Source organism: Comamonas sp. (assembly GCF_009360615.1).
In the GTDB taxonomy this organism is placed as follows: domain Bacteria; phylum Pseudomonadota; class Gammaproteobacteria; order Burkholderiales; family Burkholderiaceae_C; genus Comamonas.
The window spans coordinates 41,901-68,438 of sequence record NZ_SPEY01000060.1 but is presented as its reverse complement, the minus strand read 5'-3'; the positions used below and the strand labels follow the sequence as shown (position 1 = coordinate 68,438).

The 26,538-nt window shown below is 63.8% G+C and carries 24 protein-coding genes and 2 riboswitches; of the genes, 13 read left to right on the top strand and 11 right to left on the bottom strand.

Annotation, left to right across the window (positions count from 1 at the left end; genetic code table 11):
* Window positions 1–130 precede the first annotated feature (130 nt).
* Genes E2583_RS16525 through E2583_RS16515 form a run of 3 tightly spaced genes read right to left on the bottom strand, consistent with a single transcriptional unit; the run spans window position 131 to window position 2,970 of the window.
* Complete coding sequence (locus tag E2583_RS16525; protein ID WP_291597308.1) at window positions 131–778, bottom strand: phosphoadenosine phosphosulfate reductase family protein; 648 nt, start codon at window positions 776–778, stop codon at window positions 131–133.
* Window positions 775–1,161 carry a DUF934 domain-containing protein gene (locus E2583_RS16520; RefSeq protein ID WP_291597307.1) on the bottom strand — a complete coding sequence of 129 codons (387 nt, stop codon included), beginning with the start codon at window positions 1,159–1,161 and terminating at the stop codon, window positions 775–777. Before E2583_RS16520 ends, E2583_RS16525 begins: the two co-directional genes overlap by 4 nt.
* 24 nt (window positions 1,162–1,185) lie before the next feature.
* Window positions 1,186–2,970, bottom strand: coding sequence for a nitrite/sulfite reductase (locus E2583_RS16515; RefSeq protein WP_291597306.1), 1,785 nt, complete (start codon window positions 2,968–2,970; stop codon window positions 1,186–1,188).
* Between the two features lie 284 nt (window positions 2,971–3,254).
* On the opposite strand from E2583_RS16515, the gene E2583_RS16510 reads away from it, so the two are divergent.
* Window positions 3,255–4,574: a hemolysin family protein gene (locus tag E2583_RS16510; protein WP_291597305.1), complete on the top strand. Its 1,320-nt coding sequence runs from the start codon at window positions 3,255–3,257 to the stop codon at window positions 4,572–4,574.
* 56 nt (window positions 4,575–4,630) lie between these two features.
* On the opposite strand, the gene mnmC is transcribed toward E2583_RS16510, so the two are convergent.
* The 3 genes from mnmC to E2583_RS16495 all read right to left on the bottom strand — a co-directional run bounded on the left by mnmC (window position 4,631) and on the right by E2583_RS16495 (window position 8,120).
* The gene (mnmC, locus tag E2583_RS16505) at window positions 4,631–6,589 is read right to left on the bottom strand and encodes an FAD-dependent 5-carboxymethylaminomethyl-2-thiouridine(34) oxidoreductase MnmC (protein ID WP_291597312.1); all 1,959 of its coding nucleotides are present in this window, start codon (window positions 6,587–6,589) and stop codon (window positions 4,631–4,633) included.
* Window positions 6,590–6,762: 173 nt separating this feature from the next.
* Window positions 6,763–7,428: a trimeric intracellular cation channel family protein gene (locus tag E2583_RS16500; protein WP_291597304.1), complete on the bottom strand. Its 666-nt coding sequence runs from the start codon at window positions 7,426–7,428 to the stop codon at window positions 6,763–6,765.
* A 52-nt stretch (window positions 7,429–7,480) separates the two neighbouring features.
* Window positions 7,481–7,600, bottom strand: a riboswitch (glycine riboswitch).
* Window positions 7,601–7,613: 13 nt separating this feature from the next.
* Window positions 7,614–7,706, bottom strand: a riboswitch (glycine riboswitch).
* 138 nt (window positions 7,707–7,844) lie between these two features.
* Window positions 7,845–8,120 carry an oxidative damage protection protein gene (locus tag E2583_RS16495; protein WP_291597303.1) on the bottom strand — a complete coding sequence of 92 codons (276 nt, stop codon included), beginning with the start codon at window positions 8,118–8,120 and terminating at the stop codon, window positions 7,845–7,847.
* A 143-nt stretch (window positions 8,121–8,263) separates the two neighbouring features.
* Between E2583_RS16495 and E2583_RS16490 the strand changes: the two genes are divergently transcribed.
* From E2583_RS16490 to E2583_RS16450, 9 genes are all read left to right on the top strand, one after another.
* Entirely contained in the window at window positions 8,264–9,295 is a 1,032-nt protein-coding gene (locus E2583_RS16490) for a sulfate ABC transporter substrate-binding protein (RefSeq protein WP_291597302.1), read from the top strand.
* Window positions 9,296–9,363: 68 nt separating this feature from the next.
* A complete protein-coding gene (gene ssuE / locus E2583_RS16485) occupies window positions 9,364–9,960 on the top strand; it encodes an NADPH-dependent FMN reductase (protein ID WP_211458750.1) in 597 nt (198 codons plus the stop codon).
* A 221-nt stretch (window positions 9,961–10,181) separates the two neighbouring features.
* A complete protein-coding gene (locus tag E2583_RS16480) occupies window positions 10,182–11,204 on the top strand; it encodes a sulfonate ABC transporter substrate-binding protein (protein ID WP_291597301.1) in 1,023 nt (340 codons plus the stop codon).
* 20 nt (window positions 11,205–11,224) lie between these two features.
* The gene (locus E2583_RS16475) at window positions 11,225–12,307 is read left to right on the top strand and encodes a sulfonate ABC transporter substrate-binding protein (protein ID WP_291597300.1); all 1,083 of its coding nucleotides are present in this window, start codon (window positions 11,225–11,227) and stop codon (window positions 12,305–12,307) included.
* 23 nt (window positions 12,308–12,330) lie between these two features.
* A complete protein-coding gene (ssuD, locus tag E2583_RS16470; RefSeq protein ID WP_291597299.1) occupies window positions 12,331–13,539 on the top strand; it encodes an FMNH2-dependent alkanesulfonate monooxygenase in 1,209 nt (402 codons plus the stop codon).
* A gap of 10 nt (window positions 13,540–13,549) precedes the next feature.
* Window positions 13,550–14,392, top strand: a complete 843-nt coding sequence (ssuC, locus tag E2583_RS16465) for an aliphatic sulfonate ABC transporter permease SsuC (RefSeq protein WP_291597298.1) — start codon at window positions 13,550–13,552, stop codon at window positions 14,390–14,392.
* Window positions 14,393–14,535: 143 nt separating this feature from the next.
* Complete coding sequence (locus tag E2583_RS16460) at window positions 14,536–15,534, top strand: ATP-binding cassette domain-containing protein (protein ID WP_291597297.1); 999 nt, start codon at window positions 14,536–14,538, stop codon at window positions 15,532–15,534.
* Window positions 15,535–15,603: 69 nt separating this feature from the next.
* The gene (locus tag E2583_RS16455; RefSeq protein WP_291597296.1) at window positions 15,604–16,536 is read left to right on the top strand and encodes a CysB family HTH-type transcriptional regulator; all 933 of its coding nucleotides are present in this window, start codon (window positions 15,604–15,606) and stop codon (window positions 16,534–16,536) included.
* Between the two features lie 426 nt (window positions 16,537–16,962).
* On the top strand, window positions 16,963–17,178 hold the full coding sequence (locus tag E2583_RS16450; protein WP_003053517.1) for a molybdopterin-binding protein: 216 nt from the start codon (window positions 16,963–16,965) through the stop codon (window positions 17,176–17,178).
* Window positions 17,179–17,272: 94 nt separating this feature from the next.
* Here the strand turns inward: E2583_RS16450 and putA are convergent, their stop codons facing one another.
* Entirely contained in the window at window positions 17,273–21,094 is a 3,822-nt protein-coding gene (gene putA, locus E2583_RS16445) for a trifunctional transcriptional regulator/proline dehydrogenase/L-glutamate gamma-semialdehyde dehydrogenase (RefSeq protein WP_291597295.1), read from the bottom strand.
* 115 nt (window positions 21,095–21,209) lie between these two features.
* On the opposite strand from putA, the gene E2583_RS16440 reads away from it, so the two are divergent.
* Both E2583_RS16440 and E2583_RS16435 read left to right on the top strand, forming a co-directional pair.
* Window positions 21,210–21,686 (top strand): Lrp/AsnC ligand binding domain-containing protein, encoded by a 477-nt coding sequence (locus tag E2583_RS16440; protein WP_291597294.1) that lies wholly within the window; start codon window positions 21,210–21,212, stop codon window positions 21,684–21,686.
* Window positions 21,687–21,894: 208 nt separating this feature from the next.
* Window positions 21,895–23,439, top strand: a complete 1,545-nt coding sequence (locus E2583_RS16435) for a PAS domain-containing methyl-accepting chemotaxis protein (RefSeq protein ID WP_291597293.1) — start codon at window positions 21,895–21,897, stop codon at window positions 23,437–23,439.
* Between the two features lie 91 nt (window positions 23,440–23,530).
* Here the strand turns inward: E2583_RS16435 and E2583_RS16430 are convergent, their stop codons facing one another.
* Genes E2583_RS16430 through E2583_RS16415 form a run of 4 tightly spaced genes read right to left on the bottom strand, consistent with a single transcriptional unit; the run spans window position 23,531 to window position 25,911 of the window.
* Entirely contained in the window at window positions 23,531–24,007 is a 477-nt protein-coding gene (locus tag E2583_RS16430) for a DUF2269 domain-containing protein (protein WP_291597292.1), read from the bottom strand.
* Complete coding sequence (locus E2583_RS16425; protein WP_291597291.1) at window positions 24,004–24,435, bottom strand: DoxX-like family protein; 432 nt, start codon at window positions 24,433–24,435, stop codon at window positions 24,004–24,006. Before E2583_RS16425 ends, E2583_RS16430 begins: the two co-directional genes overlap by 4 nt.
* Window positions 24,428–25,312 (bottom strand): NAD-dependent epimerase/dehydratase family protein, encoded by an 885-nt coding sequence (locus E2583_RS16420; RefSeq protein WP_291597290.1) that lies wholly within the window; start codon window positions 25,310–25,312, stop codon window positions 24,428–24,430. The genes E2583_RS16425 and E2583_RS16420 overlap by 8 nt, the downstream gene beginning before the upstream one ends.
* Window positions 25,313–25,359: 47 nt before the next feature.
* A complete protein-coding gene (locus E2583_RS16415; protein WP_291597289.1) occupies window positions 25,360–25,911 on the bottom strand; it encodes a MarR family transcriptional regulator in 552 nt (183 codons plus the stop codon).
* 231 nt (window positions 25,912–26,142) lie between these two features.
* Between E2583_RS16415 and E2583_RS16410 the strand changes: the two genes are divergently transcribed.
* Window positions 26,143–26,454 carry a hypothetical protein gene (locus E2583_RS16410; RefSeq protein ID WP_291597288.1) on the top strand — a complete coding sequence of 104 codons (312 nt, stop codon included), beginning with the start codon at window positions 26,143–26,145 and terminating at the stop codon, window positions 26,452–26,454.
* The last annotated feature ends 84 nt before the right edge of the window (window positions 26,455–26,538 follow it).

The following is a 26,538-nucleotide window of genomic DNA, read 5'->3' as shown; positions in this document are numbered from 1 at the left end:
TCTTCCAGCGCATCCAGGTGGCGATTGCTGAGATGGCTCAACACGGAAGTATCCACACGGGCGTTCATAAATACACTTTCAAGCGAAACAGTTCTCTGGCGCATATGTAGCAAGCGCTGATTGCTGTGTTTTAGTGAGCAATATGGAGTCCGCACTCGCGGTTGTCTTCGCCCTTGGTCGGGTCCACATAGTCGAAATTGTTGGGCAAGCCGTGCTTTTCGCAGTATTCATACAGCTCCTTGGACGACCAGTGCAGCAGCGGCGCAACCTTGATCAGGCCGTCGGGGTTGATGCTCACGGGTTCCATCTGTGCACGCACGGCGGTATCGGTGGCGCGCAGGGCGGTGAACCAGACCTTGGGTGCGGTTTCGCGCAGGGCGCGCGCAAAGGGCTCCAGCTTCACCTCTTCGGTAAAGGCGGCATGGCGCGGGTCGTCCAGTGGCGGTGTGGCACCGTCGACGGCCTCGCGATGGGCGCGCGAGCGCAGCGGCAGGTAGATCTTGAGATTGAGCCCCAGCTGCCGGGTCACCGCATCGGCGAACCGATAGGTGGCTTCGGTGTTGTAGCCATTGTCCATCCAGACCACGGGCACGTCCGGCTTCGCGCGCGTCACCATGTGCAGGATCACGGCCTCGAAGGGGCGGAAGTTGGTGGTGACTATGGTGGATTGACCCAGGCCCACGGCCCAGTCCACCAGCGCCTGGGCGTCGCGGCCCAGCTCGGCATTGATTGGTGCCAGATCCAGGTCGAGGGTGCTTACGGGAGCGAGCTGGCTCATGCTTGCACCTCGGCGAAATGCGGCTGGGTGTGCACGGCATCGGCCTGGTAGAAGCCGCCAAAGCGTTCAAACTGGCGCTGCGCATCGGCAGCGTCCACGCCTTCGCGCAGCACGGCGCTACTGAAGCCGGTGCGCTGCATCTGCACCAGCTGGTCGATCAGCACGTCGCCGGTGGCGCGGATGTCGCCGCCAAACTTCCGACGGCGACGCAGCAGATAGGCCTGGCTGAAGGCGCGGCCGTCGGTGAAGTTGGGGAAGAACAGGTCCACTTGCGTGATCCCGTCCAGATTCACCTCGAGGGCGTTGACGTCATTGGCCAGCACCAGCACATTGCCGGTGCTTTCGGTGGGTGACTGGTACTCGTTGCTTGCCAGAATTTTCATGACTCTATCCTTGTTCTTATGGCTTCAGGCCAGCGCTTCTTCCTCGGCTTGCGCGGGATGGCGGGCTGCCTTGCCGGCTTCCTTGAACGGATCCAGGCCGACGCGGCGCACGGTGTCGATGAAGTGCTCGCCGGGCAGGCGCAGGTCGCGATAGGTGCAGAGCACGGCCTCGATCACATCGGGCACTTCCGCTGCACTGAACGAGGGGCCGATGACCTTGCCGGCCACCGCCTGGCCGGACAGGGTCGAGCCGTCGGAGCCGCCCAGCGTGACCTGATACCACTCCTTGCCGTCCTTGTCCACACCCAGAATGCCGATATGGCCGCTGTGGTGATGGCCGCAGCTGTTGATGCAGCCGCTGATGTGCAGGTCGATCTCGCCGATATCGTCGAGTTCGTCCAGATCCTGGTAGCGCGCCGTAATGGCGTCGGCAATCGGCAGGCTGCGTGCATTGGCCAGTGCGCAGAAGTCGCCGCCGGGGCAAGCGATCATGTCGGTGAGCAATGCCACATTGGTGCTGGCCAGACCCAGGGCCCTGGCCTCGGTCCACAGCGCATGCAGCTGGCCGACCTGCACCCAGGGCAGCATCACATTCTGGTCGTGGGTCACGCGGGCTTCACCGGCGGAGAACTTGTCCACCAGATGGGCCAGTGCATCGAGCTGTTCGCTTTGTGCATCGCCGGGGGCCTGGCCCGCCCGCTTGAAGGACAGGGTCACGGCGCGCAGGCCGCTCACCCGGTGGGCGTGGACGTTGCGGGCAATCCAGCGTGCGAAGGCGGGCTCCCTGGCGGCCTGCGCGATCAGGGTCTGCTCGTCGGCTGCGGCGTCGTTGACGGTGGGCAGCTCGGGCGTGGTGAACATGGCCGCCACGCGGTCGAACTCGGCCTGGGGCACGGTGTGGGGGCCGCCGTCGACTTCGACGATCTGGCGGAACTCCTCTTCGACGGCGTCGATGTAGGCCTGGCCTTCGGCCTTGACCAGAATCTTGATGCGCGCCTTGTACTTGTTGTCTCGGCGGCCCAGCTCGTTGTAGACGCGGACGATGGCCTCGATGTAATTCATGATCTGGTTCCACGGCAGGAACTCGCGGATCACGGTGCCGATCACGGGGGTGCGGCCCATGCCTCCGCCCACGAAGACCTTGAAGCCGATTTCGCCAGCTTCGTTCTTGACCATGTGCAGACCCACGTCATGCCAGCCCGTGGCGGCGCGGTCTTCGCTGGCACCGGTGATGGCGATCTTGAACTTGCGCGGCAGAAACGCGAACTCGGGGTGCAGCGTCGTCCACTGGCGCAGTATTTCCGCGTAGGGGCGGGGGTCGATGATCTCGTCGGGGGCGATGCCGGCCAGTGCATCGGTGGTGGTGTTGCGGATGCAGTTGCCGCTGGTCTGGATGCCGTGCAGGTTCACGGAAGCCAGCAGATCCATCACATCGGCGGCCTTGGACAGGGGAATCCAGTTGAACTGGACGTTGGTGCGCGTGGTGAAGTGGGCGCAGTTCTTGGGCAGATAAGTGGTGCCCAGCTTGCCCTGGCCCTCCAGGGCCTGTTTGAAGACTTCGGCCTCGGGTTCGTCATATTCGCGCGCCACTTTGGCCAGTACGCGGATCTGGGCGGAATTGATTTCACCGTAGGGAACGGCCACACGCAGCATGGGTGCATAGCGCTGCACGTACCAGCCGTTTTGCAGGCGCAGCGGCCTGAAGTCGTCTTCCGAGAGCTTGCCTGCCTGCCAGCGCTGGAGCTGGTCACGGAACTGGTCGGCGCGTTGCTTGACGAACGCTTTGTCGAAATCGGTGTATTGATACATGTCTTCAGTTCTTCCGTGGAGCGGGTGCCCTGCCACGGGTGGCATTGCACTTGGATCGTTGGGCTGAACTGTAGAGAGGCTTTATATAAAAACAAACGATTATTTAGTGCTTCATATATATCTGAATGAACATGTGAGACGGGTGGCGGAGAGTCCGGACTGGGTGTTAGGGCGAATTTCCTTCCTGCGCGCTTGCATTTTGCGGGCGGCCCTGCGCCAGTCATTCTCTAGAATCGGGGCTTGTTCAATGATTGAGGCGCCTGGATCGAAGCGGGTGCCTGACTATGGAAATAGCCATACTTTTCGCTCTCATCTGTCTGAACGGCCTGTTCGCCATGTCGGAAATCGCGCTGGTCACCGCCCGCAAGAGCCGCATGCAGAAGCTGGTGGATGAGGGCGACAGCGGCGCGGCAGCGGCCATCAAGCTGGGTGAGGATCCGACGCGTTTCCTGTCCACCATCCAGATCGGCATCACCTCCATCGGCGTGCTCAACGGCATTGTCGGCGAGGCGGCCCTGGCCGGCCCGCTGGAGAGCTGGCTCATCACCCTGGGCATGACCCAGAAATATGCCGACTACCTCTCCACCGGCTTGGTGGTGGTGCTGATCACCTATTTCTCCATTGTGGTGGGCGAGCTGGTTCCCAAGCGCCTGGGCCAGACCCATCCCGAGGCGCTGGCCCGCCTGATCTCGCGCCCCATCAACTTCCTGGCCCTGGCCACCAAACCCTTTGTCTGGCTGCTGTCGGCATCGACGCGCGGTCTGCTCAAGGTGCTGGGCGTCAAGGAAAGCAATGGCAGTGTGGTGACCGAAGAGGAAATCCAGGCCATCCTGGTGGAAGGCCATACGGCTGGCGTGATCGAGTCGCAGGAGCACACCATGGTGCGCAATGTGTTTCGTCTGGACGATCGCCAGATCGGCTCGCTCATGGTGCCGCGCAGCGATGTCATCTGCCTGGATATCGACGAAAGCCTGGAAGAGACGCTGGCCCGCATCGAGCAGGCCGATCACGCGCGCTTCCCGGTCGTGCGCGGCGATATGAACAATATCGTGGGCGTGCTCAATGCGCGTCAGTGGCTGGCACAGGCCCTGCGCAACCAGAGCCAGCAGGCGCTCAAGGACCAGCCTCTGCAGGCGGCCCTCTACGTGCCCGAGACCATTACCGGCATGGAACTGCTGGACAACTTCCGCACCTCCGATCTGCAGATGGCTTTTGTGATCGACGAGTACGGCGAGGTGCAGGGCATCGTCACGCTGCAGGACCTGATCGAGGCGATCACCGGCGAATTCCAGCCGCGCGACCCCGAGACCAGCTGGGCCGTCCAGCGCGAAGATGGCAGCTGGCTGCTGGATGGCCATATTCCTGTGCCCGAGCTCAAGGATCGCCTGGGCCTGCATGCCGTTCCCGAGGAAGAGCGTGGTCGCTATCACACCCTGAGCGGCATGATCATGCTGCTGCTGGGTCGCGTGCCCGCCGAGGCCGATGTGGTGGAGTGGGAGGACTGGCGTTTTGAAGTCGTCGACATGGACGGCAAGACGCTGGACAAGGTGCTGGCCACCCGGCTGGAGCCCCTGGTCACCGTGGCATCGTTGAGCAGCGAATAAGCTCGGGCATCCAGCTCCGGGTCTCCGGACGGCACCGAGCGGCGCGGTGTCCCTTTTTAGCGAGCGCTCTGCCGGGGCTGCTGCAGGGCTCGGCTCCACAGACGCCGTGTGCCCAGGGCCTGCGCCAGCCTGGCATCCAGAGGCAGCGGCTCGCCATGCAGGTGTGCCGCCAGCAGTTCGCCGCACAGCAATGACAGCGTCAGCCCGCGCGAGCCCAGCCCCGTCAGCACCCACAGCCCCGGCAGCTCGTCGGCCACCTGCCCGGCGGGGCCGGTCAGCGGCAGGCGGTCATAGGCGGCGCAGCGCACGCGCGCCCAGGTGTCGGGCGTCTGCGAAGCCTCAAAGAAGGCATGCAGCGCCTGTCTGCACCGGGGCAGCAGAGCCGCCAGCTTTTCGCCATTGCTGGCATGGGCAGCCCGTTGGTCGGCGGCCGTGGGGGGAAGCTCCGTCACATCGCGCTCGAAGGTCGATCCCATGACCCATTGGTGCGCGCCTGCCTCGCTGGCCGAGGGAAAGTCGGGCACCAGATTGCCGTTGCCGTTGACGGGGAAGGGCGGCATGGCTGCCCGGGTCCCGGCATCATGCTCGGCCACGCTGACCTGCCCGCGAATGGCCTGCAGCTCCCATGCGCCTGCTGCCAGGCCGCTGGCCTGGAGCAAGGGTTGGGTGTCCGGGCCCAGGGCCAGCACCAGCATCGGGGCTTCGGCAAGGGTCTGGCCCGGTGCATCCTGCACCTGCCAGAGACGGCGTACCGGATCGCGTGAAAGTCTTGCGGCCGGAGCATGGCCCTGCCAACGAATCCCGGGGGATTGCAGCAGCGCCCTCACCAGCTGCGCAGGGCGCACCCAGCCTGCCTGCTCATGCCAGACGGCGTGACTGTCTTCAGGCAGATGCGCCGCTGCCAGCTGGGCCGGCTGCACGGGCGCGCTCCAGTGCAGGCCCCAGGGGTGGCTATCGCTTTCGGGCTGCAGCCAGGGCTTGGGCAGGTGTGAAGGCTCGTTCAGGTCGTGCTCGAGCACACCACCTTGGGCCCAGTCTAGGCCCGGTCGCAATCTGTTCGTTTCGCTCAGTTGCTGCAAATTTTGTAGCGTTGTGCGAACGCCGCTCCTGGACAGGCGCGATAAAACACTGTCGTCGGGCGATATATGCGGGCAGAACAAGCCGGCAGGCAGGCCGGAGGCTCCGGCAGCAGGCTCAGACGCCGCATCCAGAACGGTCACATCCCAGCCGCGTCGGGCCAGGCTGGCTGCGGCTGCGGCACCAGCCAGACCGGCACCCAGCACCAGACAGCTGCCGGCCCGGCTCACCGGTGGCGGCAGGCCATCGCTGCGATGGCGCGGCTCCCAGGTCGGGTTGTAGGCCGCATGCAGGTTATGGCGCTTGGGTGGCACCCCGGCGCATTTCTTGACTTCAAAGCCTTGTGCCTTGAGCGCCTGGCGCACATGACCGGCCACGCACCAGCTGGCCAGCTGCGTCCCCCGACGGCAATGGCGGGCAATGTTCTTCATGGTGTCTTCATCCCACATCTCGGGGTTGAGCCGGGGAGAAAAGCCATCCAGGTACACGCTGTCAGCCGTCATCTGCTGCTTGCGCAACATGGTCTTGGCGTCGCCTATATAGAGCGTCAGCAGGAGCCGGCCGTCGTCAAACGAGAGGCGGTGCACGCCAGGCAGCAGTCCCCACCACTGTGCGGCCAGTTGCTCGCCAAGCGGACGCAGTGTCTCGTCACGGGGCAAGGATCTCAGCAGATCCTCGCGCGACACCGGGTGCGCTTCCACCGAGACAAAATGCAGCAGGCGCGGTCGCCTGGGGTCGGCCTTCCAGGCGGCCCAGGTCACCAGAAAATTCAGGCCCAGGCCGAAGCCGGTTTCCAGAATGCGCCACTGCGCCGCATCAGCCCAGGCCGCAGGCAGACCGCAGCCGCCGAGAAAGACCTTGCGGGCCTGGTCCAGGCCGCCCAGCTCGCTGTGATAGCGGTCGCCAAATCGGGGGTTGTAGGGAGTGCCATCCGGCATCCAGGTGATCGGTTCAGACATGGCAGGAAAATGCGCCAAGTGATATTGCGGGCAAAACTGGAGCAGCTTGAAGGAAAAAAGGACACCGATCAGCAGCCTTGCCGCTTCGCATCGAGGCGGTCGTTGCACTGCCGAAGGCCGAGGCGGCGCAAAGTGCCTCCGTCAGCCTGATCTTATTCCCAGCGCTGCTGGTAGGAGAAAACCGGAAGACGCCATTTGAAACGAATGGCGGCCAGACGAAAGGCCAGTCCCCCCGCAAAACAGACCAGGGTGCTGATATTGGAGCCGACCTCCAGATACCGCAGGCCCAGGAACATCAGGCATATGGACAGCGACACGCTGGCATACAACTCCCGACGGAACACCACTGGGACCTGGTTGCAGAGCACATCGCGCAAAATGCCGCCGCTGATGCCGGTAATCATGCCGGCCATGATGACCACGATGGTCGGGTAGCCCAGTTCCAGTGCAGTATGGCAGCCGATCAGCGAAAAGGCGATCAGGCCCATGGCATCCAGCAGGAGGAAGACCTGTTTGAGGCGGTGCATATGGCGCGCGATCACGGTGGTCAGCAGGCCGAAGCTGATGACCAGATACACATATTCGGGGTGCTGGGTCCAGCCGATGGGATAGTGGCCCAGTACCATGTCGCGGATGGTGCCGCCGCCCAGGGCAGTGACAAAGGCGATGACGACGACGCCGAAGATATCCATATTGCGCCGGCCCGCAGCGAGGGCGCCGGACATGGCTTCGGCGGTAATGGCCACCAGATAGATGACCAGCATGACGGTGAAGTTGGAGGCCTGGAACGAGTCCAGCAAAGAGATGGAGGGAAGCATGAAGGCACTTGAAAATAGACCAGCCACTCGCATCAGCGCGAGTGTCCGGCTTGCCTCTCCCGCTGTCCTTTTACCTGAGAGTTGCACATGGGCACCTTCGCGATGCCCATGCTTGCCCCTTCGGTGAGTCCTGCAGACTTGTGGTCGCGGACTGCTCTCCAGTTGGCGAAATCCGGGTCCTGTCAGACCCACCTGCGGTACTTGCTGCCTGAGCGATTATGGGAGTTTGCGCCTTCGGCGGGAACCGTTGGCAGGTTCCGCTCTCCCGCAGGATGGGCGCGATTCTAGCCAGTTCCGGAGACTTCATTCGGGTTAATACCTGTATCAGCCGGGTTTCAGCGGTCTTGCGGTTGCCGGCACGCAAGAAAAAAGCCCCGAGGCCTGGGCCACGGGGCTTAGTGTCCAGCCGTCCGCAATCACTCGGCGCTGGGTGGCACATAGCCGGCTGCAGCATCTGCGCCGCTGCCAAAGAAATGGTTCTCCATCTGGCGGGCCAGGTACTGGCGGGCGCGGGCATCGGCCAGGTTCAGGCGGTTTTCATTGATCAGCATGGTCTGGTGCTTGAGCCAGTCGGCCCAGGCCTGCTTGCTCACGTTTTCATAGATGCGCTTGCCCAGATCGCCAGGTGCGGGTGGGAAATCCAGGCCTTCAGCGTCTTGACCAAGCTTGATGCAGTGAACGGTACGTGCCATGTGTTGGGTCCTCTTGGTTGATTTCAGATGTTTGGGTAATAACAAACTGAAATCTTAGTAGTTTGAGTTTTAAGAATGCGGCTCAAGAATGCAAGGCAACGGGGCAGAAGCCCGTTATCCATTCACTCCAAGAACACAGTCCAATGAAAAATCGTCGCAACTTTATCAAGTTTCCTCTGGCTGCCGGTCTGATTGCTGGCTTGACCCTCTCGGCTCTGCCCACATTGCCCGCCTTCGCCCAGACCGGCGTGCAACTGCTCAACGTCTCCTACGACCCCACACGCGAACTCTACGTGAACTACAACCAGGCGTTCGTCAAGTACTGGAAAGCCACGCAGAACCAGGATGTGACCATCAAGCAGTCGCATGGAGGCTCGGGCAAGCAGGCGCGCTCCATCATCGATGGCATCGAAGCCGATGTGGCCACGCTGGCCCTGGCCGGCGATATCGATGCGCTGGTCAAGAACGGCAATGTCAAGCCGGACTGGCAAAAACGCCTGCCGCACAACAGCGCACCCTACAGCTCCACCATCGTGTTCCTGGTCAAGAAGGGCAACCCCAAGGGCATCAAGGACTGGGACGACCTGGTCAAGCCCGGTATCCAGGTGATCACGCCCAACCCCAAGACCTCGGGTGGCGCGCGCTGGAACTATCTGGCCGCCTGGGAATTTGCCAAGCGCAAGTACGGCGGCGATGCACAGGCCAAGGACTTCATCACCAAGCTCTACAAGAACGTCCCCGTGCTCGACACTGGTGCGCGCGGCTCCACCGTGACTTTTGTGCAGCGCGGTCTGGGCGATGTGCTGCTGGCCTGGGAGAACGAGGCCTATCTGGCACTCAAGGAGTTTGGACCCGAGAAATTCCAGATCGTTGCCCCCTCGCTGTCCATCCTCGCCGAACCTTCGGTCGCCGTGGTCGACAAGGTGGTGGATAAAAAGGGCACGCGTGCCGTGGCCGAGGCCTATCTGAAGTATCTGTACTCCGAAGAAGCCCAGCGCATCGCCGGCAAGAACTTCTACCGTCCCACCGATGCCAAGGTCGCCGCCGAGTTCGCCAGCCAGTTCCCCAAGCTGGAGCTCTTCACCATCGACAAGGCATTTGGCGGCTGGGCTGCGGCAGACAAGGCCCACTTCGCCGATGGCGGCAGCTTCGATCAGATCTACACCAAGAAATAAGTGAAATGCAAGACAGGAGGGCGATGAGTGCTCCTGTCTTTGCAATAACAAAAAGATAGAACCAAGCCATGTCGATTCTGCTGATTGCCGGTAGCCCCTCGCAGCCTTCGCGCTCCAGTGCCCTGCTCAATGCCGTGGCCGCGCGTCTCCAGGCCCAGGGTCTGAACACCGAGCCCGTGCTGCAGCTCAACCAGCTGGACCCCGCAGCCCTGCTGCATGCACGCTTCGATCATGCCGAGATTCGTGCCGTGACCGAGCGCGTGGCCCGGGCCGATGCGGTGGTGGTGGCCACCCCCGTCTACAAGGCAGCCTACAGCGGTCTGCTCAAGGTGTTTCTCGATGTGCTGCCGCAGACGGCGCTCAAGGGCAAGCTGGTCCTGCCCCTGGCCACGGGCGGTAGTCCTCACCATATGCTGGCCCTGGACTACGCGCTGCGCCCGGTGCTGCAGTCGCTGGGCGCGCGGCATATTCTGCCGGGCATCTATGCCACCGACCAGGGCGTGCCCCTGCTGCCCGAAGGCGGTTATGGCCTGGCCCCCGAGATTGCCGAACGCGTCGAGGATGCCGCCCAGTTGCTGGCCACCGATCTGCGCCGCAGTGCCCAGTGGGCTGCCGCCAATGACTTTGAAAGCATCGCGTTTGCCGACGTGCGATGTAGCGTTTGAACTAGCGCCCCCCTGAGCCGCTACGCGGCTTCCCCCGAGGGGACGGCAGCATCGCTGCGGGGTGCCCCTTGCTTGCTGCCTCACTGATGGGGCGGCGCCCATTTCTCCATGTCTCTGTTTTTGATAGCAGTCCCCGCACTGCGAAGGCCGAGTTGCGCCTGAAATCAGGCCAAAGGTGCGCCTGAAGTGTGTGGACTGCAAGCTCCAAGGATTGATTTCTCATGACCGATCGCAACAACACTTCTGTCATCATTTCGTCGCAATTGCTGAACACCACACGCCGTCAGTGGCTGGCGGGTACGGCAGCTTCGGCGCTGGCGCTGGCCTCGGGCAGACTGCATGCGCAGCAGGGCAATGGCACGGCAGGCGGGCAGCGCGTGCTGCGCGTGGGCCATCAAAAAGGCTGGCTGTCGATTCTCAAGAATCGCGGCACGCTGGAAAAGCGCCTGAGCCCGCTGGGTGTGGCCGTGCGCTGGGTCGAGTTCAATGCCGGCCCCGTGCAGCTGGAGGCGCTCAACGTGGGGTCCATCGATTTTGGCGATGTGGGCGAGGCTCCGCCCATCTTTGCCCAGGCCGCCGGCGCTCCCCTGGTCTATGCGGGTGCCACGGTGGCGCGACCCGGCCTGGAAGCCGTCATCGTGCCCAAGGGCTCGTCCATCCGCAGCGTGGCCGATCTCAAGGGCAAGCGCATTGCCTACAACAAGGGCTCGAACGTCCATTACTTCCTGGTCAAGCTGCTGGAAAAGCATGGCCTCAAGTACGGCGACGTGCAGTCGGTCTTTCTGGCACCTCCCGATGCACGTGCCGCGTTCGAGAAGGGGTCCGTGGATGCCTGGGTGATCTGGGACCCGTTCCTGGCCTCGGCCCAGAAGACCCTGGATGCGCGCCTGCTGGCCGATGCCAGGGGTGTGGTCAACAACCGAGCCTACTACTTCACCTCGCGCGACTATGCGAGCCGCAATGCCGATGTGCTGCGCATCGCGATCGAGGAAATCGCCGCCATCGATGCATGGGCCGGCAAGAACAAGAGTGCAGCCGCAGCCGAGCTGTCGCAGATTCTGGGCCTGGACACGGCGGTGACAGAGCTGTACCTGAACCGTACCGAGTTCGGCACCAGGGCCGTGAACGCCGAGATCCTCGGCGAGCAGCAGAAGATCGCAGACACCTTCTTCGATCTCAAGCTGATCCCCAAGAGACTGAATCTGCTGCATGCCGCGCCCGTGGACTTGCTGGCCAGCCGCTGATGCATGAAAAGGCCACCGCCATGAGTTCCGCATCCTCTGCACCCCGTTTTCATCGCGGCCGCCGTCAGGCGCTGCAGTTGCTGGGCACCACGGCCTTCAGCTGGACGCTGGCGGCCTATTACGCCGACGAGGCCCTGGCCCAGTCTGCACCGACCGTCGCGGCACCGGCCCAGTTGCGCATCGGCTACCAGAAATCGGCCGTCAACCTGGTCGTGCTCAAGCAGCACGGCGTGCTGGAAAAGCGTTTTCCGGGCACCAGGATCAGCTGGCTTGAATTTCCTGCCGGGCCGCAATTGCTGGAGGCTCTGTCGGCCGGCAGCCTGGACTTCGGCCTGACCGGCGATTCGCCGCCCGTGTTCGCCCAGGCTGCAGGCAAGGATCTGCGTTACGTCGGGGCCGAGCCGCCCAAGCCCGAAAGCTCGGCCATTCTGGTGCTGGCCGATTCGCCGCTGAAAACCCTGGCCGACCTCAAGGGCAGGCGCGTGGCGCTGCAAAAAGGCTCCAGCGCCCACTATCTGCTGGTACGCGCGCTGGACAAGGCGGGTATCGCCTGGGCCGACATCCAGCCCGTATATCTCGCTCCGGCCGATGCGCGCGCGGCGTTCGAACGTGGCAGCGTCGATGCCTGGGCCATCTGGGACCCGTTCTACGCGGCCACCGAGCTGAGCATCCGACCGCGTGTACTGACCACCGGTGAAGGTCTGACGGGCAACAACTCTTTCTATCTGGCCTCGCGGGGCCTGGTCGAGCACCATCCCCAGCTCATCAAGGCCTTGTTCGACGAGCTCACGCGTGCCGACCAGCTGGTGCAGGCCTCGCGCCGGGAGACGGTGCAGCTGCTGGCCGCTTTCAGCGGTCTGGACGCGAATGTGGTCAGCCGTTTCATCGGCCGAAGGCCCAGCTCGCCGACCACGCTGCTCAGTCCCGCCATCGTGGTCGAGCAGCAACGGGTGGCCGATACCTTTTTTCGTCTGGGCGTGATTCCGCGCCAGGTGAAGGTGGCTGACATCGTCTGGCAACCCACAGCGGCGGAGTACGCCCGCCCTGGGCAGACCGGCCCTGCCGCCTCATCCATCACGCCCACCGTGGCATCCAGGTTCTAAGTCAGGTTCAAGGAGATTTCGTCATGCAAGTGTTCTGGTTCATTCCCACCCATGGTGATGCCCGCTACCTGGGCAGCAGCGAAGGTGCACGCCAGCTGAGCCACGACTATGTCAAGCAGGTGGCCGTGGCGGCCGACAGCCTGGGTTACGAAGGCGTGTTGATTCCCACGGGCCGCTCCTGCGAGGATCCCTGGGTGGTGGCCTCCAGCCTGCTGCCTGTCACCAAGCGCCTCAAGTTCCTGGTGGCGGTGCGCCCGGGACTGCATCAGCCCAGCCTGGCTGCGCGCATGGCGGCCAGCTTCGACCGCCTCTCGGGCGGACGTCTGCTGATCAACCTGGTCACAGGCGGCGATCAGGCCGAGCTGGAGGGCGATGGCGTGTTTCTCGACCATGCGACGCGCTATGAGCAATCGGCGGAGTTCATTCAGATCTGGCGCGAGATTCTGGCGCGCAGCCATGAGGGCAAGTCGCTGGATTTCGAAGGGCGGCACCTGCAGGTCAAGGGCGCCAAGCTGCTGTTCCCGCCGCTGCAGAAGCCCTATCCGCCCGTGTACTTCGGCGGCTCTTCGTCCGCCGCCCACGAGCTGGCGGCAGAGCAGGTCGATGCCTATCTGACCTGGGGCGAGCCACCGGCCGAAGTCGCCAAAAAGATTGCCGACGTGCGCGAACGGGCCGAGCGCCGGGGCCGCCAGGTCAAGTTCGGCATCCGCCTGCATGTGATCGTGCGCGAGACCGATGAAGAAGCGTGGGCCGATGCCGAGCGACTGATCAGCCGTCTCAAGGACGAGACCGTGGTCCAGGCCCAGGCCGCGTTTGCGCGCATGGACTCCGAAGGGCAGCGCCGCATGGCCCGGCTGCATGCGGGCGGCACCAAGCGCAGCCGCGAGGACCTGGAAATCAGCCCCAATCTCTGGGCCGGTGTGGGTCTGGTGCGTGGTGGTGCAGGGACGGCGCTGGTGGGCAGTGCCCAGACCGTGGCCGACCGCATCAAGGAATATGCCGATCTTGGCATAGACACTTTTGTGCTCTCGGGCTACCCGCATCTCGAGGAAGCCTATCGCTTCGCCGAGCTGGTCTTCCCGCTGCTGCCCGTCAACGTGCAGCACAAGCTCGCCGGAGGCAATCCCGGCGGCCCGTTTGGCGAGACCGTGGCCAATCTGTACTCGCCGGGTTCCCTGGCATCAGGAGCCGCTGCTGCGGGTCGCGAGCCGGTCCGGGTATCGCAAAGCTGAAGGAGAGAGCATGAGTGATGTTCAAACACTGACGTTGCAGGCTGCAGCCCCGGCTGAGCGCCCGCCGGTGCCTCGTCTGGAGCTGCTGGCGCGCCAGTTCGCCTTGCGGCTGCTGCCCTGGCTTCTTCCGGTCGCGCTGATTGCTGCATGGCAGGCGGCATCGGCCTCGGGCTGGCTGTCCACGCGGGTGCTGCCCGCGCCGCTGGACGTGCTGCGTGCGGCCTGGACGCTGGCCGAGTCGGGCGAACTCTGGACGCATGTGAAGGTCAGTGCCGGGCGCGCGCTGGCAGGGCTGGCCATCGGTGGCAGCCTGGGTCTGCTGCTGGGTCTGCTCACGGGTTCGCTGCGCTGGGCCGAGACGCTGCTCGATTCCACGATCCAGATGGTGCGCAACATTCCTGCGCTGGCGCTGATTCCCCTGGTCATTCTGTGGTTTGGCATCGACGAGTCGGCCAAGCTGTTCCTGATCAGCATCTCGGTGTTCTTCCCCATCTATCTCAACACCTTCCACGGCATTCGCAATGTGGACCCGGGCCTGATCGAGATGGGACGCAGCTACGGCCTCACGCGCTGGCAGCTGTACCGCGACATCGTATTGCCGGGGGCGCTGTCTTCCATTCTCGTGGGCCTGCGCTTTTCGCTGGGCCTGATGTGGGTGATTCTGATCGTGGCCGAGACGATCTCGGCGCAGGCAGGCATCGGTTACCTGACCATGAATGCACGCGAGTTCCTGCAGACCGATGTGGTACTGGTGGGCATTCTGCTCTACGCGATCCTGGGCAAGCTGGCCGATGTATTTGCCCGTTCGCTGGAGCGCTGGTGGCTGCGCTGGCATCCGGGGTATCAGGGGTGAGTGCCCCTGAGCCGCTGCGCGGCTTCCCCCTCTCTCCTCGGGAGGGGGACGACATCCTCGCTGCGAGACGGCTCTTGCTGGATGTCTCTGGCCTGGGTAGTGCGCTTTTTGGGGCTTGGTGGAAAGAATGAGAGGAGCTTGCGATGAGTAGTTTATGGAGTCGTTTGACGCAGTCTCTGGTGAGTGCGGGGGCCCTGAATGCGCGCCAGCCGCTGGTGGCCTGGGAGGCGTCCTGGGACGAGGCCGAGGCCTTGCAGGCGAGCGGAAAGCTGTGGCAGCGGACCGAGGATGCGGAAGAAAAACCGCAGGGCGGCGGCAAGCCGCCCGAGGTGCAGCAGAAAGAGGCCCTGGGTGTGCATTTGCAGACGCTGCAGCTGACCAAGCGCTATGGCGAGCGTGAAGTACTCAAGCAGGTGCAGCTCGATGTCCAGCCTGGCGAGTTCATCGCCATCGTGGGGCGCAGCGGCTGCGGCAAGTCCACCTTGCTGCGCCTTGTCGCGGGTCTGGAGCAGGCCAGCGCCGGACAGTTGCGGATCGATGGTGGCGAGGCCGGCGAGCCGGGTCAGCAGAACAAGGACACGCGCATCATGTTTCAGGATGCGCGTCTGCTGCCCTGGAAGCGGGTGCTGGACAACGTGATTCTGGGTCTGCCCGATTCGGCACGCGAGCACGGCCGCAAGGTGCTCGCGCAGGTGGGGCTGGCCGATCGTGAGAACGAGTGGCCTGCCCGCCTGTCGGGCGGTCAGCGCCAGCGTGTGGCGCTGGCCCGTGCCCTGGTTCACCAGCCACGGCTGCTGTTGCTCGATGAGCCGCTGGGCGCTCTGGACGCCCTGACGCGCATCGAGATGCACCGTCTCATCGAAGGGCTGTGGCGCAGCCATGGCTTCACGGCCTTGCTGGTCACTCACGATGTCCAGGAGGCCGTGGCTCTGGCCGATCGCGTGGTACTGATCGAGGACGGACGCATTGCGCTCGACGAGCGCATCGACCTGCCGCGTCCGCGCGTGCATGGCGATGCCCGCTTTGCTGCACTGGAGACCCGCATCCTGGACCGCGTGCTGCAAAAGCCCGAGCCAGAACAGGACGCCGGATTGCAGGGCTGGCCTGGCGTGCCGGCTACGGGGCTGCGCTGGGCGATTTGAGCATCCAACGAAACCAAAGAGAAACAGGCGGCGGGCGCAGCCGCAAGCTGTGCCGCCTGCCATCAAGATATGAATTTTCAGCAACTGCGTTCGGTCCGGGAAACGGCAAGGCGTGGCTTCAATCTCACCGAAGTGGCGGCCATGCTCCACACCTCGCAGCCTGGCGTGAGTCGGCAGATTCGCGAGCTCGAGGAGGAGTTGGGTATCGATATATTCGTGCGTGCAGGAAAGCGCCTGACGGGGCTCACGCCGCCCGGCACGGCCCTGCTGCCCATCGTCGAGCGGATGCTGCTCGAGGCCGACAATCTGCGCCGCGCGGGCGAGGACTTCCATGCCAGCGAGCGCGGAGGTCTCTCGATTGCCGCCACGCACTCTCAGGCGCGCTATGCCTTGCCCCAGGTGGTGCGCGATTTCCGCCGGCTCTATCCCCAGGTTTCGCTGCACCTGCACCAGGGCTCGCCGCGCCAGGTGGCCGAGATGCTGCTGTCGGGCGAGGCCGATATCGGCGTGGCCACGGAGGCACTGGGTAGCTACGAGAATCTGGTGACCCTGCCTTGCTACCGCTGGTCGCACAGCGTGGTTGTCCCGCCCGGCCATGCACTGCTCGAGGCCGAGGGGCCACTGACGCTGGAGGATCTGGCACGCCACCCCATCATCACCTACGAGCAGGGCTACACGGGGCGTGCCCATATCGACAAGGCCTTTGCTGCGGCAGAACTGGTGCCCGAGGTGGTACTCACCGCCATGGACGCCGACGTGATCAAGACCTATGCGGAGCTGGGCATGGGCGTGGGCATCATCGCCTCCATCGCCTTCGATGCCGAGCGCGACCGACATCTGCGTGCCATCGATGCGCGTCATCTGTTCGAGGTCAATCTCACACGCCTGGCCCTGCGCCGCGATGCCTGGCTGCGTGGCTATGCCTATGCGTTCATCGAGAGCTTTGTGCCCACGCTGACACCCGAGGTGGTGCGTGCCGCGCTGCAATCGGCCGAAGGCTGAAGAGTACCAGTCGGCTTTGTCGGCCAAGGCCCGAGCGCCTGCTGTCAATGCGCTGCAGGCTGCTTGGCGTCGCTCACCGTCCCAATCCTGCCGCCCCCCACCCAGAGGGGCTTGGCAAAGCCTGCGCCGGCTTGCGAAGCCTCGGGTCGGATCGGGGCCCGTGGCGCAGTTGCGCAGGCAGGGCCTGGCCCTGGACTGAGGCGGGAGCGGGCTTGCCGCTGCTTCAGGCCTTGCAGCGGTGGCGAGAGCCTTTGCCCCGCTGTGGTGGCACCAATCCTGGAGCGATCTTGTGCGTAAGATGTTTTCGGCATAAAAATTTTTGTTTTTATTCTTTTGAGTTTTGTTGAGAAGGTTTCAGAATCGTTTTCATGCAGTGCCGCAAGCACTGTTTTTCACCACCTTTCACGCTTTCTCAGGAGAACTCTCATGTCTATTCAAGCCATCAACGTGCGCAACCAGTTCAAGGGCAAGGTCAAGGAAATCATCCGTGGCGATGTCGTCTCGGAGGTGGATGTGGAGACGCCCTGGGGCATCGTCACTTCCGTGATCACCACGCGCTCGGTCAACGATCTGGGCTTGGCGGTGGGGTCGGAGGTGGTGGCCCTGGTCAAGTCCACCGAGGTTTCCATCGCCAAGCTGTAATCCTCAAACCCTTTTACGCACAACCCCCGGCGCAGCTGTCTGCGCCGGGGGTTCTCTTTGGGGGGGCAATGCGCTGTCGCGCAGTGCCCAGGCCTCATTCCAGGGCCATCAAGGCGGCGTTGCCGCCGGCGGCTGCCGTGTTGTGCGACAGCGCACGCTCGTGCCAGAGTCGCTCCAGCCGCACGGGCTGGCCTGTCTGGCAGCGCGTGGGCAGGAGCAAGGGGCCTGGTCGGGCTGCCAAGGCCTGCGACCATTGCAGAAAAACGGCATCGTCGCATTCCAGCAGCACAGCATCCAGTGGCTCGGTCTGCGCAATTTCCTCGATGCCCTGCTTGGCAGGCAACAGCCGCACATGGCGATGCAGTGCTTCTGGCAGCTGGTGGTGTACGTCGTTGCCGAGTCGGCTGGCGGGCCACAGGGCCAGCGAGCCGCAGGCCAGTGCGGCGGCCAGTTGCTGCAGCAGCGAGGTTCTGTCCTGTGCCGAACACAGCGTTCGAGGTTTCCCGCGCAACTGGTAGAGATTGCGCTCGCCCGTGGGGCCGGGCAGCAGGCGCGCGGCATGCAGACCGGGCAAAGCCGCTCGCAGGCGCTCGCAATCGTGGCTGACGACGGCTTCTCCGCGCTGCCGGGCCCAGTGGCCCAGTTGCTGCAAGGCGTCCGTTGCCGCTGAGAGGGCCGGATTGGCTTCGCGCAGGGCTTCGCCGGACTGATGCAGCAGCAGACCAAGCAGCTGCAGGGGCGATCCGGGCGCCTGCTGCAGGCGTGGCAGGTACAGCGGCCCTCCGGCCTTGGGGCCGGTGCCCGACAGTCCCTCGCCGCCAAAGGGCTGAACACCGACCACGGCCCCCACCATATTGCGATTCACATACAGATTGCCCACGTGGGCTCCCCGGGCGACCTGTTGCAGGGTCTCGTCGATGCGTGTGTGCAAACCCATGGTCAGTCCGTAGCCCAGGGCGTTGATGCGCTCCAGCAACTGCGGCATCTCGCGTCTCTGATAGCGCAGCACATGGAGTACGGGGCCGAAGACTTCGCGCCCGAGAGGCTGCAGATCGGGCAGCTCGACCAGTGTGGGGGGCACAAAATGCCCTTGTACGGCCATGTCGGCGCTCAGCGGCGACTGGTGGATATGCAGGCCCAGGGCTCCCAGACGGGCGAGATGCCGCTCTATGGCAGCCTTGGCATCGGCATCGATCACCGGCCCCACATCGGTGGCCAGCTCGGCCGGGTCGCCGCAACGCAGCTCCTGCATGGCACCGCGCAGCATGGCCAGCAGCCGGTCGGCGCAGTCGCTTTGAACGCACAGCAGGCGCAACGCCGAGCAGCGCTGGCCGGCGCTGTCAAAGGCCGAGGCCACGATGTCCTGCACGGCTTGTTCGACCTGTGCCGACGAGTCCACCAGCATGGCGTTCTGGCCGCCGGTCTCTGCCACCAGTACCACGGGCCGGCCGTCGGGGCGAAGCCTGTTGGCAGTCTGCGCATTCAACAGGCGCGCGACCTCGGTGGAACCCGTGAACAGCACGCCGGCCACACGCGCATCGGCCACCAGCGCAGCGCCCACGGTTTCTCCGCGGCCGGGTAGCAGCTGCAGCACGCCCGGTCCAATGCCGGCCTGATGCAGCAGGCGCACGGCTTCCTGTGCGATCAGCGGAGTCTGCTCGGCGGGCTTGGCCAGCACCGTGTTGCCGGCTGCCAGGGCAGCGGCGATCTGTCCGGTGAAGATGGCCAGCGGAAAATTCCAGGGACTGATGCAGACCACCGGCCCGATGCCGGGGGCGAGCAGATCCGCCTCGGCCTGCCGCCGGATCTGGGCCGCGTAATAGCGCAGAAAATCGGATGCCTCGCGTACCTCTGCCACGGCATTGGCCGCAGTCTTGCCGGCCTCGCGCATCAGCAGGGTCATCAATGGCATCATCCGGGCTTCGAGGCACCGGGCAGCGCTCTCCAGCAGACCTGCGCGCTGCTCGGCCGGGATCGCCTCCCATGCGGGCTGGGCCCGTTCTGCAGTCTCCAGTGCCTGCTGAATCTGCGCAGGCGTGGCATCGCTGACGCGGCCCAGCAGTTGCCGATGATCGGCCGGATTGACAATGACATTGCCGATGGTGCCGTCCAGGGACTGGGTGGCCGGGCGGTGTGTCACCAGCGCCTCGGACAGGGCGAACAGCACACCATCATCGTTCAGATCCAGCCCTGGCGAGTTGAGGCGCTGTGCACCCAGCAGGTCGCACGGAAGGCTGATGCGAGGGTGGGGAAGGCCAATGGCTTCTGGCGCACCCGGCATACCGACGGCAGCCCGAGCATCCATCCGGCTTTCCGCCAGGACCAGATCCGCGGGTGCCGCTATCAGGTCGGAGAGCGGCCAGTCAGGGTTGGCAATGCGGTGCACGAACGAGCTGTTGGCTCCGTTTTCGAGCAGTCGCCGCACCAGATAGGCGAGCAGCGTCTCGTGCGTACCGACGGGGGCATAGATGCGGCAGGGGCGGCGCGCTGCCTTGTCGTCGGCCTCGACCACATGGCGGTACAGGGGTTCGCCCATGCCATGCAGGCATTGGTATTCATAGCTGCCCGGCCCGTAGGGATGCGCACTCGCGAGTGACTCGATAGAGGCGACGGTCTGCGCATTGTGGGTGGCGAACTGCGGGTAGATGGCGTCGGGCACGGCCAGCAACTTGCGTGCGCAGGCGATATACGCCACGTCGGTGTGATGCTTGCGGGTGTAGACCGGATAGTCGCTCAGGCCGTCGATCTGGGCACGCTTGATTTCGCTGTCCCAGTAGGCACCCTTGACCAGCCGCACCATGAGGCGGCGTTCGCTGCGCCTCGCCAGGTCGACCAGGTAGTCGATCACATAGGGGCAGCGCTTCTGATAGGCCTGAATCACAAAGCCCAGCCCGTTCCAGCCCGCCAGGCTGGGGGCATGTGCGAGCTGCTCCAGCAGATCCAGCGAAAGCTCGAGCCGGTCTGCTTCTTCGGCGTCGATGTTGAGACCGATGTCGTATCCGCGTGCCAGCTCGCACAGCTCCAGCACGCGCGGCAGCAATTCGCCCATCACACGCTGCCGCTGGGCGCGGCTGTAGCGTGGGTGCAGGGCGCTGAGCTTGATGGAAATACCCGGTCCTTCATAGAGGCCCTGGCCGTCTGCGGTCTTGCCGATCGCATGAATCGCCTCCACATAGGACTGCAGATAGCGCTGCGCATCGTCGGCCGTGAGCGCGGCCTCGCCCAGCATGTCGTACGAATAGCGAAACCCCCTGGCCTGCAGTTCGCGTGCACGGGCCAGCGCCTGGTCAATGGTCTCGCCCATCACGAACTGTTCGCCCATCAAGCGAAGGGCCATGTCCACGGCCTTGCGCACCAGTGGTTCGCCCCCCCTGGCCGTGATGCGCCTGAGCGCCGAGAGCAGGCCCGGCTCGCTGTGCGTATCGACCAGCTTTCCGGTGACCACCAGTCCCCAGGCAGCTGCATTGACGAAGAGCGAAGGGCTCTTGCCCAGGTGTGCCTGCCAGTCGCCGCCACGCAGCTTGTCGCGGATCAGCGCGTCGCGCGTGGCGGCATCGGGGATGCGCAGCAAGGCCTCGGCCAGGCACATCAGTGCCACGCCCTCTTGCGAGGACAGGGAGAACTCCTGCAGCAATCCTTGGACCAGCCCCTGGCGTCCCGCGCTGGCGGGCTGGGAACGCAACTGCTCCACCAGCTTTTGCGCATGGACGGCAACCCCGGCTGCCTGGGCTGGCGGCAGGGTGGCCTCAGGCAGCAGCCGGGCCACGGCTGCGGGTTCGGCCATGCGGGTGGAGGCAGTGATGGCCCTGCGCAGTGCGTCGGCGGGGCGGCTGGAATCTGGCAGCGCTGTGAAGATCGGCATGTCGGTGCGGGTGTCGGAAAGGCTGGACGCGAGCAGGTGCGCGGCCTTCACCATGTTCACAGCTGCATTGCATGCGGCCCGGACGCGGCTGTCTACATAGGGAAAATCATTGCTGGTTCAATGAAGAATGAATCACTATATTGAATCCTTCATAAAGAGGAATTCACTAATGACTGATGCTTTAGAAGTTGATATTGACAGGATTGACCGGAAAATACTGGCGATTCTGCAAACCGACGGGCGCATCTCCAATCTGCGTCTGGCAGAGCAGGTGGCGCTTTCGCCCACGGCCGTGCAGGCCCGCGTGGCCCGGCTCACGCGCGACGCCTACATCCTGGGCTACGAGGCTCGCCTGAATCCGCAGAAGCTGGGGGTCGGCATGACGGTGTTTGTCGAGGTCTTGCTGGACCGTACCACGCCCCATGTGTTTGACGAGTTCAAGGCTGCCGTGCTGGCTTACCCCGCCATCATGGAATGCCATATGGTGGCAGGGGGGTTTGACTATCTGCTCAAGACCCGCATGGCCGACATGGCCGCCTACCGAGACTTTGCGGGCAGGGTGCTGTGGCAGCTTCCGGGCGTGCGCGAGACCAGAACCTATGCGGTGATGGAAGAGATCAAGGATGATGCGCGGCTGCCCTTGTAGGAGGAAAGCGCGTTTGAATGAAGGGCTCAGGGTTCGGTGTCTGTGTTGACGCGAGCGAGCAACAACTGCATTTTTCAGGAATGGATGGGCCGCAGAAAACATGTAAATAATTGATACACACAGAGTGGTTGCCGCAGGGCAAGCGCGATGCTGGCTGCGACACAAAGCTGTGCAGTCGTTCTCGATTCATGACCAGAAAGCGGCATTTATGCGAGTCAATGCACCAGTGACACAGCGCGAGTACAGCTTTGATGAGAATGCGACGCTGATGTCCACCACGGACACGGAGAGTTACATCAAATATGCCAATCAGGCATTCATGGAGGTCAGCGGTTTCGAGCCGCAGGAGATCCTCGGTCAGACCCACAACCTGGTGCGCCACCCGGACATGCCGCCGGCTGCCTTTGCCGATATGTGGGCCACGCTCAAGAGTGGCGAGCCCTGGAGCGCACTCGTCAAGAACCGCCGCAAGAACGGGGACCACTACTGGGTCCGGGCCAATGCCATACCCATCATCCGCAATGACAAGGCCAAGGGCTATATGTCGGTGCGCACCCAGCCCGAGCGCAAGGAGGTCGAGGCGGCGCAAAAGCTGTATGAGTCCATGCACGACAAGGGCGGATCAGCCCATGAACTGCACAAAGGCATTGTCTCCAAGAAAGGGCTGGGGAAGGTGCTGTCCATCTGGCGGCATTTGGGGGTGCGACGGCGCATTCGCCTGAACTCGCTGGCCTTGTGGGGTGCCCTGGTGCTTGGAGCCTGGCTGCTGGGTCAAAGCCCGACACAGGTCCTGTCGATGACGGCCTTCATGACGGTTGCTCTGATGGTGATGACACTGCTGCTGGAGAGCCAGTTCGCCACGCCGCTGGAGCTGCTGAAGCGTCAGTCGCTGAACGTGGCAACCGGCAACAACCGGCAGACGGAATATCTGCAGCGCACGGATGAAATCGGCACCACGCTGCGGACGGTCAACCAGATCGGCCTGATGTTTCGCTGGCTGGTGGACGATGTGAATCAGCAGGCGCTGAATGTTCAGCAAGCCTGTAATGAAATAGAGCAAGGCAACAGCTTCCTGCACGGGCAGACGGAGCAACTGGCGGTGAATGTGGCCCAGACTTCGGCATCCATGGAGCAGATCACGGCCCGGGTTCAGTCCAGCGCGGACACGGCGCAAAAAGCCGGTGTGCTTGCCAGCGAGGCCAGCGAGGCCGCCCTGCGCGGGGGGCAGTCCATGGATCAGATCGTCTCCACCATGGACTCCATCACCGCCAACTCTCGCAGGATCGCCGACATCGTCGGAGTGATCGACAGCATTGCGTTTCAAACCAATCTGCTGGCGCTGAATGCGGCCGTGGAGGCCGCCCGTGCGGCCGAACACGGCAGGGGATTTGCGGTCGTTGCCGGCGAGGTGCGGGCCCTGGCCCAGCGCAGCGCCGACGCCGCCAAGGAGATCAAGGCGCTCATTCAGGCCAGTACCGCCACCATCGAGGCCGGCTCTCACGTCGTCAACGATGCGGGGCGAAACATCGGGGATATCGTCTCCCAGGCCCGCCGCGTGGCGGATTTCATCGCGGAGATCAGCAAGGCCACGCGCGAGCAGAGCGAGGAGATCACCCAGGTCGGAAAGTCCGTGGCGGACATGGACTATCTGACGCAGCAGAATGCGCAGTTGGTGACCCAGGGCGCGCAGGCCTCCAGCAGCATGCAATGGCAGGTGAAAAATCTCGTGGAAGCGATTGGCGTGTTCCGGTAGACGGCGAATCGCAGGGCCGTCCGATGACTGCGATCGGATCTGGGCAGCCCTGATTCGGCACGATGGAGCCGATTTGCGTGCGACCGGCCACTCAGCCCCAGAGGAGCGGCTTGTTCACCATCAAGTAATAGGTACCGGCCATGGCCACAAAGGCGGGGTAGCCCAGGGCTTCCCAGCGCAGCTGGTACTGCCGGAAAAGCGGCGGCAGAGCCTGGCTTTGGCGATGTGCCTGATTCGCCATCGCGGCCATGCGGATCTGCAGCCAGACCACGGGCAGCCAGCAGATGCCGGCCAGCGCATAAAGGCCCAGCGATAGCGCAAGCCAGGGCGTGGTCAGCGGCCAGCCTGCGAGATAGGCCATGGCAATGCCCGTGATCGGTTGAATGAAGACGCAGGGGGTGGTGAACCACCAGTCGGCCCTCACCACGAGGCGGCTGACCACGGCCTGTGCCGCCACCGAGCCGCTGCGGTTGGCAAAGAACATATAGAAGGCCGAGCCCAGGCCCGTGCCGACCAGCAGCACGCTGGAGAGAATGTGCAGCGTCTTGAGCAGCAGATAGGTATTCATGATTCAAGTCTGTCGGAGGGGTTGTGTGCCTGCAGCAAAAACCACAGCATGGCGGCGATGGGCAGGTTTTTGAGCAGTGGCCCGAGCGGATGCAGCCATAGCGCGGGTTGAAGAGCCGTGCCGATGACGGTCATGGCCGTCATCAGCAACAGCGCTGTCAGGTAGCTGGCCCGGCCCGGGCGCAGCAGCAAGGCCAGACCCAGAGCCAAATCGGCCAGCAGGCCGGACCAGATCAGCAGTGCCTGCCAGCGTGCATCGACAATGCCGCCGTCAGACAGCAGACGTGCACCTTCGTGCTGCAGTCCCGAGAGGCCGAAATAGTCCAGTGCGCTGACGAGGGCCGTCCCCAGCCAGACGACGACCAGGCTGGCGTGCATGCATTTGGCGGCCTGATCGCCGGCCTGGCTTCTGTTCTGCAGATCAGGCATGACGGTGGCCTTCCCTGGGCACGGTGCCCAGCATGGCACCCGGAGCCACAGGCGCGCGCCCCAGCAAGCGCACCAGGGTCTGCGGGTCGGTGACGTTGTCGTTCTCCAGCAAGGCCATGGTTTCACTGCACCAGGGCAGGCTGGGGATCTGGTCGCCGACTCTGGCGCTGCCCTTGCTCATCCAGTCGGGCAGGGCATGGACCGATGCCGGGCCATAACCCATCTGGCTGCGCAGGCTGGCGATGAAGGCCTCTGTCGAAAGCGGTTCGGGGCCACCGATCTCGACCATGCCTTCAGGGGTATCCGATGTCGCCATCTGCGCGAGCACATCGGCCAGATCACGCACGGCCACGGGCTGTATCCGGCTGCTGCGCATGAGTCCGGGCAGCAGTAACAGGGGCAGCCTGGCCAGATTCATCAACAACTGGCTGCTGGCACCACCTGCACCAAAGATGATGCTGGGTCGCACGACGACGGGCTTGAGCAGGCCCTGCCTGCCCAGCGTCAGCAGATGTTCGTCGGCAGCGCGCTTGGTGGTGGCGTACTGGGTGCCGCCCTGACCCGCGCCCAGCGCCGAGACCTGAACCACGCGGCGCACGCCTGCCCGGGCGCAGGCATCGAACAGCGCCATGGGTGCCAGAGAGTGCAGGGTCTGCAGGTCCTGGCCGGGTCTGTCGCGCAGGGCGCCCACGGCATTGATGACGGCGTCAATGCCCTGCAGATGCGCAAGCCACGCCTCGGCCGTCGTGCAGGCACCGAAATCCAGAGGCGGCTGGCTGTGGCGGCTGCGTACCACGGGGTCATGGTCCAGCAGGGCGAGGGCATTCACGATATGCCGGCCCAGAAAGCCGGTGCCGCCGCAGATCAGAACTCGCATACGCTACTCCTTTACAGTTTTCTGCCTTGACAGAATTCAGTCCGGTTTCAGTCGGTATCCTTGCCCTGGCCGCCATCCCTGCCGCGGACAAAGCGCTGGACGCTGGCACCCAGGCGCAGGATCTTGTCCAGCGTGGCGGGGGACAGCCGCAGCATCTCGTCGGTCCAGATGCCCAGCGAATCCATGAGGCGCAAGGTCTCGTGCACGCGGTCCTGGGTATCGGCTGTCTCGCTCTCGAATTCGGGCCGGGCGATCAGTTCGCGCAGCAGCGCGCTGGTGGGGTCGAACTCGCGCCGCTTGCGCTCCCGCACAATGGTGCGCAACAACTCCCAGACATCCGCCGAAGTCTCGAAATACTCGCGCCGGTCGCCGCTTCTGCGGCTGGTGCGAATCAAGTTCCAGCTCAGCAGCTCCTTGAGGCTGTTGCTGACGTTGGAACGCGCCGCGCCCAGGGTTTCGCAGATTTCGTCGGCATTGAGGGGGCGGCCGTGAAAGAACAGCAGGGCATGGATTTGCGCCACCGTACGGTTCACGCCCCAGGCGCTTCCCATGTCTCCCCAGTGGTGCACAAAGCGTTCAGCGATAGGACTCAGTTGCATGAGATGCAGTGTGGTCTTGCTTGAAATTTCTGTCAATACAGAAATTTATGTTTTGAAAAATCGCTGTGCTGCTTCAGGCAAAGCTCAGGTGAGCACCACGATCTGGCGGTCAGGGCTGGAAGCGGTATTTCTTTAATGGAAGAAATTCCGAGCCGACTCGCTCCCCCATGCCGTACTCGTAAAATGGCTGCATTACAGGGGCATGGAGCCCCGTCAGGGAAGGGAGAGTTCATGACCGCTGCATCCGTCTTGCGTGCTGCCTTGATTTTGTCGGCCTGTGCCTTGGCCCAGGCCGCATCGGCGGCCTGCTATTTTGTCTATGCGCCCAATAACGAGCTGATCTATCGCTCCAATGTGGCACCGGTCGATCTTTCCCTGCCCTTGCACCAGACGGTGTCGCAACTCTCCCCCGGAGCGCGCATGTTCTTCTCGCTCGACGAGTACAACTGCGCCACCGAGGTCAATCTGATTGCCGAGCGTGCCCAGCTTGCTGTGGCGCGCAACAACCGCGAGCGCCGCCTGCGCGAAGATCAGCGCTTCTGATTACATAGCGGTCAGCGCTTGATCGCCAAGCGTTTGAGGTGTTTTTGACGCGTGCTATCTGACGTGCGGCCGGCGCAGGGGCCA

Excerpts from the sequence above, each read along its gene's own strand:
- E2583_RS16515 (WP_291597306.1), bottom strand. The coding sequence starts at position 2,970 with ATGTATCAATACACCGATTTCGACAAAGCGTTCGTCAAGCAACGCGCC.
- E2583_RS16430 (WP_291597292.1), bottom strand. The coding sequence starts at position 24,007 with ATGAATACCTATCTGCTGCTCAAGACGCTGCACATTCTCTCCAGCGTG.
- E2583_RS16450 (WP_003053517.1), top strand. The coding sequence starts at position 16,963 with ATGTCTATTCAAGCCATCAACGTGCGCAACCAGTTCAAGGGCAAGGTC.
- E2583_RS16460 (WP_291597297.1), top strand. The coding sequence starts at position 14,536 with ATGAGTAGTTTATGGAGTCGTTTGACGCAGTCTCTGGTGAGTGCGGGG.
- E2583_RS16495 (WP_291597303.1), bottom strand. The coding sequence starts at position 8,120 with ATGGCACGTACCGTTCACTGCATCAAGCTTGGTCAAGACGCTGAAGGC.
- E2583_RS16455 (WP_291597296.1), top strand. The coding sequence starts at position 15,604 with ATGAATTTTCAGCAACTGCGTTCGGTCCGGGAAACGGCAAGGCGTGGC.
- E2583_RS16425 (WP_291597291.1), bottom strand. The coding sequence starts at position 24,435 with ATGCCTGATCTGCAGAACAGAAGCCAGGCCGGCGATCAGGCCGCCAAA.
- E2583_RS16415 (WP_291597289.1), bottom strand. The coding sequence starts at position 25,911 with ATGCAACTGAGTCCTATCGCTGAACGCTTTGTGCACCACTGGGGAGAC.
- mnmC (WP_291597312.1), bottom strand. The coding sequence starts at position 6,589 with ATGCCGGATGGCACTCCCTACAACCCCCGATTTGGCGACCGCTATCAC.
- putA (WP_291597295.1), bottom strand. The coding sequence starts at position 21,094 with ATGGTGAAGGCCGCGCACCTGCTCGCGTCCAGCCTTTCCGACACCCGC.
- ssuC (WP_291597298.1), top strand. The coding sequence starts at position 13,550 with ATGAGTGATGTTCAAACACTGACGTTGCAGGCTGCAGCCCCGGCTGAG.
- ssuD (WP_291597299.1), top strand. The coding sequence starts at position 12,331 with ATGCAAGTGTTCTGGTTCATTCCCACCCATGGTGATGCCCGCTACCTG.
- E2583_RS16475 (WP_291597300.1), top strand. The coding sequence starts at position 11,225 with ATGAGTTCCGCATCCTCTGCACCCCGTTTTCATCGCGGCCGCCGTCAG.
- ssuE (WP_211458750.1), top strand. The coding sequence starts at position 9,364 with ATGTCGATTCTGCTGATTGCCGGTAGCCCCTCGCAGCCTTCGCGCTCC.
- E2583_RS16525 (WP_291597308.1), bottom strand. The coding sequence starts at position 778 with ATGAGCCAGCTCGCTCCCGTAAGCACCCTCGACCTGGATCTGGCACCA.
- E2583_RS16440 (WP_291597294.1), top strand. The coding sequence starts at position 21,210 with ATGACTGATGCTTTAGAAGTTGATATTGACAGGATTGACCGGAAAATA.
- E2583_RS16435 (WP_291597293.1), top strand. The coding sequence starts at position 21,895 with ATGCGAGTCAATGCACCAGTGACACAGCGCGAGTACAGCTTTGATGAG.
- E2583_RS16490 (WP_291597302.1), top strand. The coding sequence starts at position 8,264 with ATGAAAAATCGTCGCAACTTTATCAAGTTTCCTCTGGCTGCCGGTCTG.
- E2583_RS16480 (WP_291597301.1), top strand. The coding sequence starts at position 10,182 with ATGACCGATCGCAACAACACTTCTGTCATCATTTCGTCGCAATTGCTG.
- E2583_RS16420 (WP_291597290.1), bottom strand. The coding sequence starts at position 25,312 with ATGCGAGTTCTGATCTGCGGCGGCACCGGCTTTCTGGGCCGGCATATC.
- E2583_RS16410 (WP_291597288.1), top strand. The coding sequence starts at position 26,143 with ATGACCGCTGCATCCGTCTTGCGTGCTGCCTTGATTTTGTCGGCCTGT.
- E2583_RS16520 (WP_291597307.1), bottom strand. The coding sequence starts at position 1,161 with ATGAAAATTCTGGCAAGCAACGAGTACCAGTCACCCACCGAAAGCACC.
- E2583_RS16510 (WP_291597305.1), top strand. The coding sequence starts at position 3,255 with ATGGAAATAGCCATACTTTTCGCTCTCATCTGTCTGAACGGCCTGTTC.
- E2583_RS16500 (WP_291597304.1), bottom strand. The coding sequence starts at position 7,428 with ATGCTTCCCTCCATCTCTTTGCTGGACTCGTTCCAGGCCTCCAACTTC.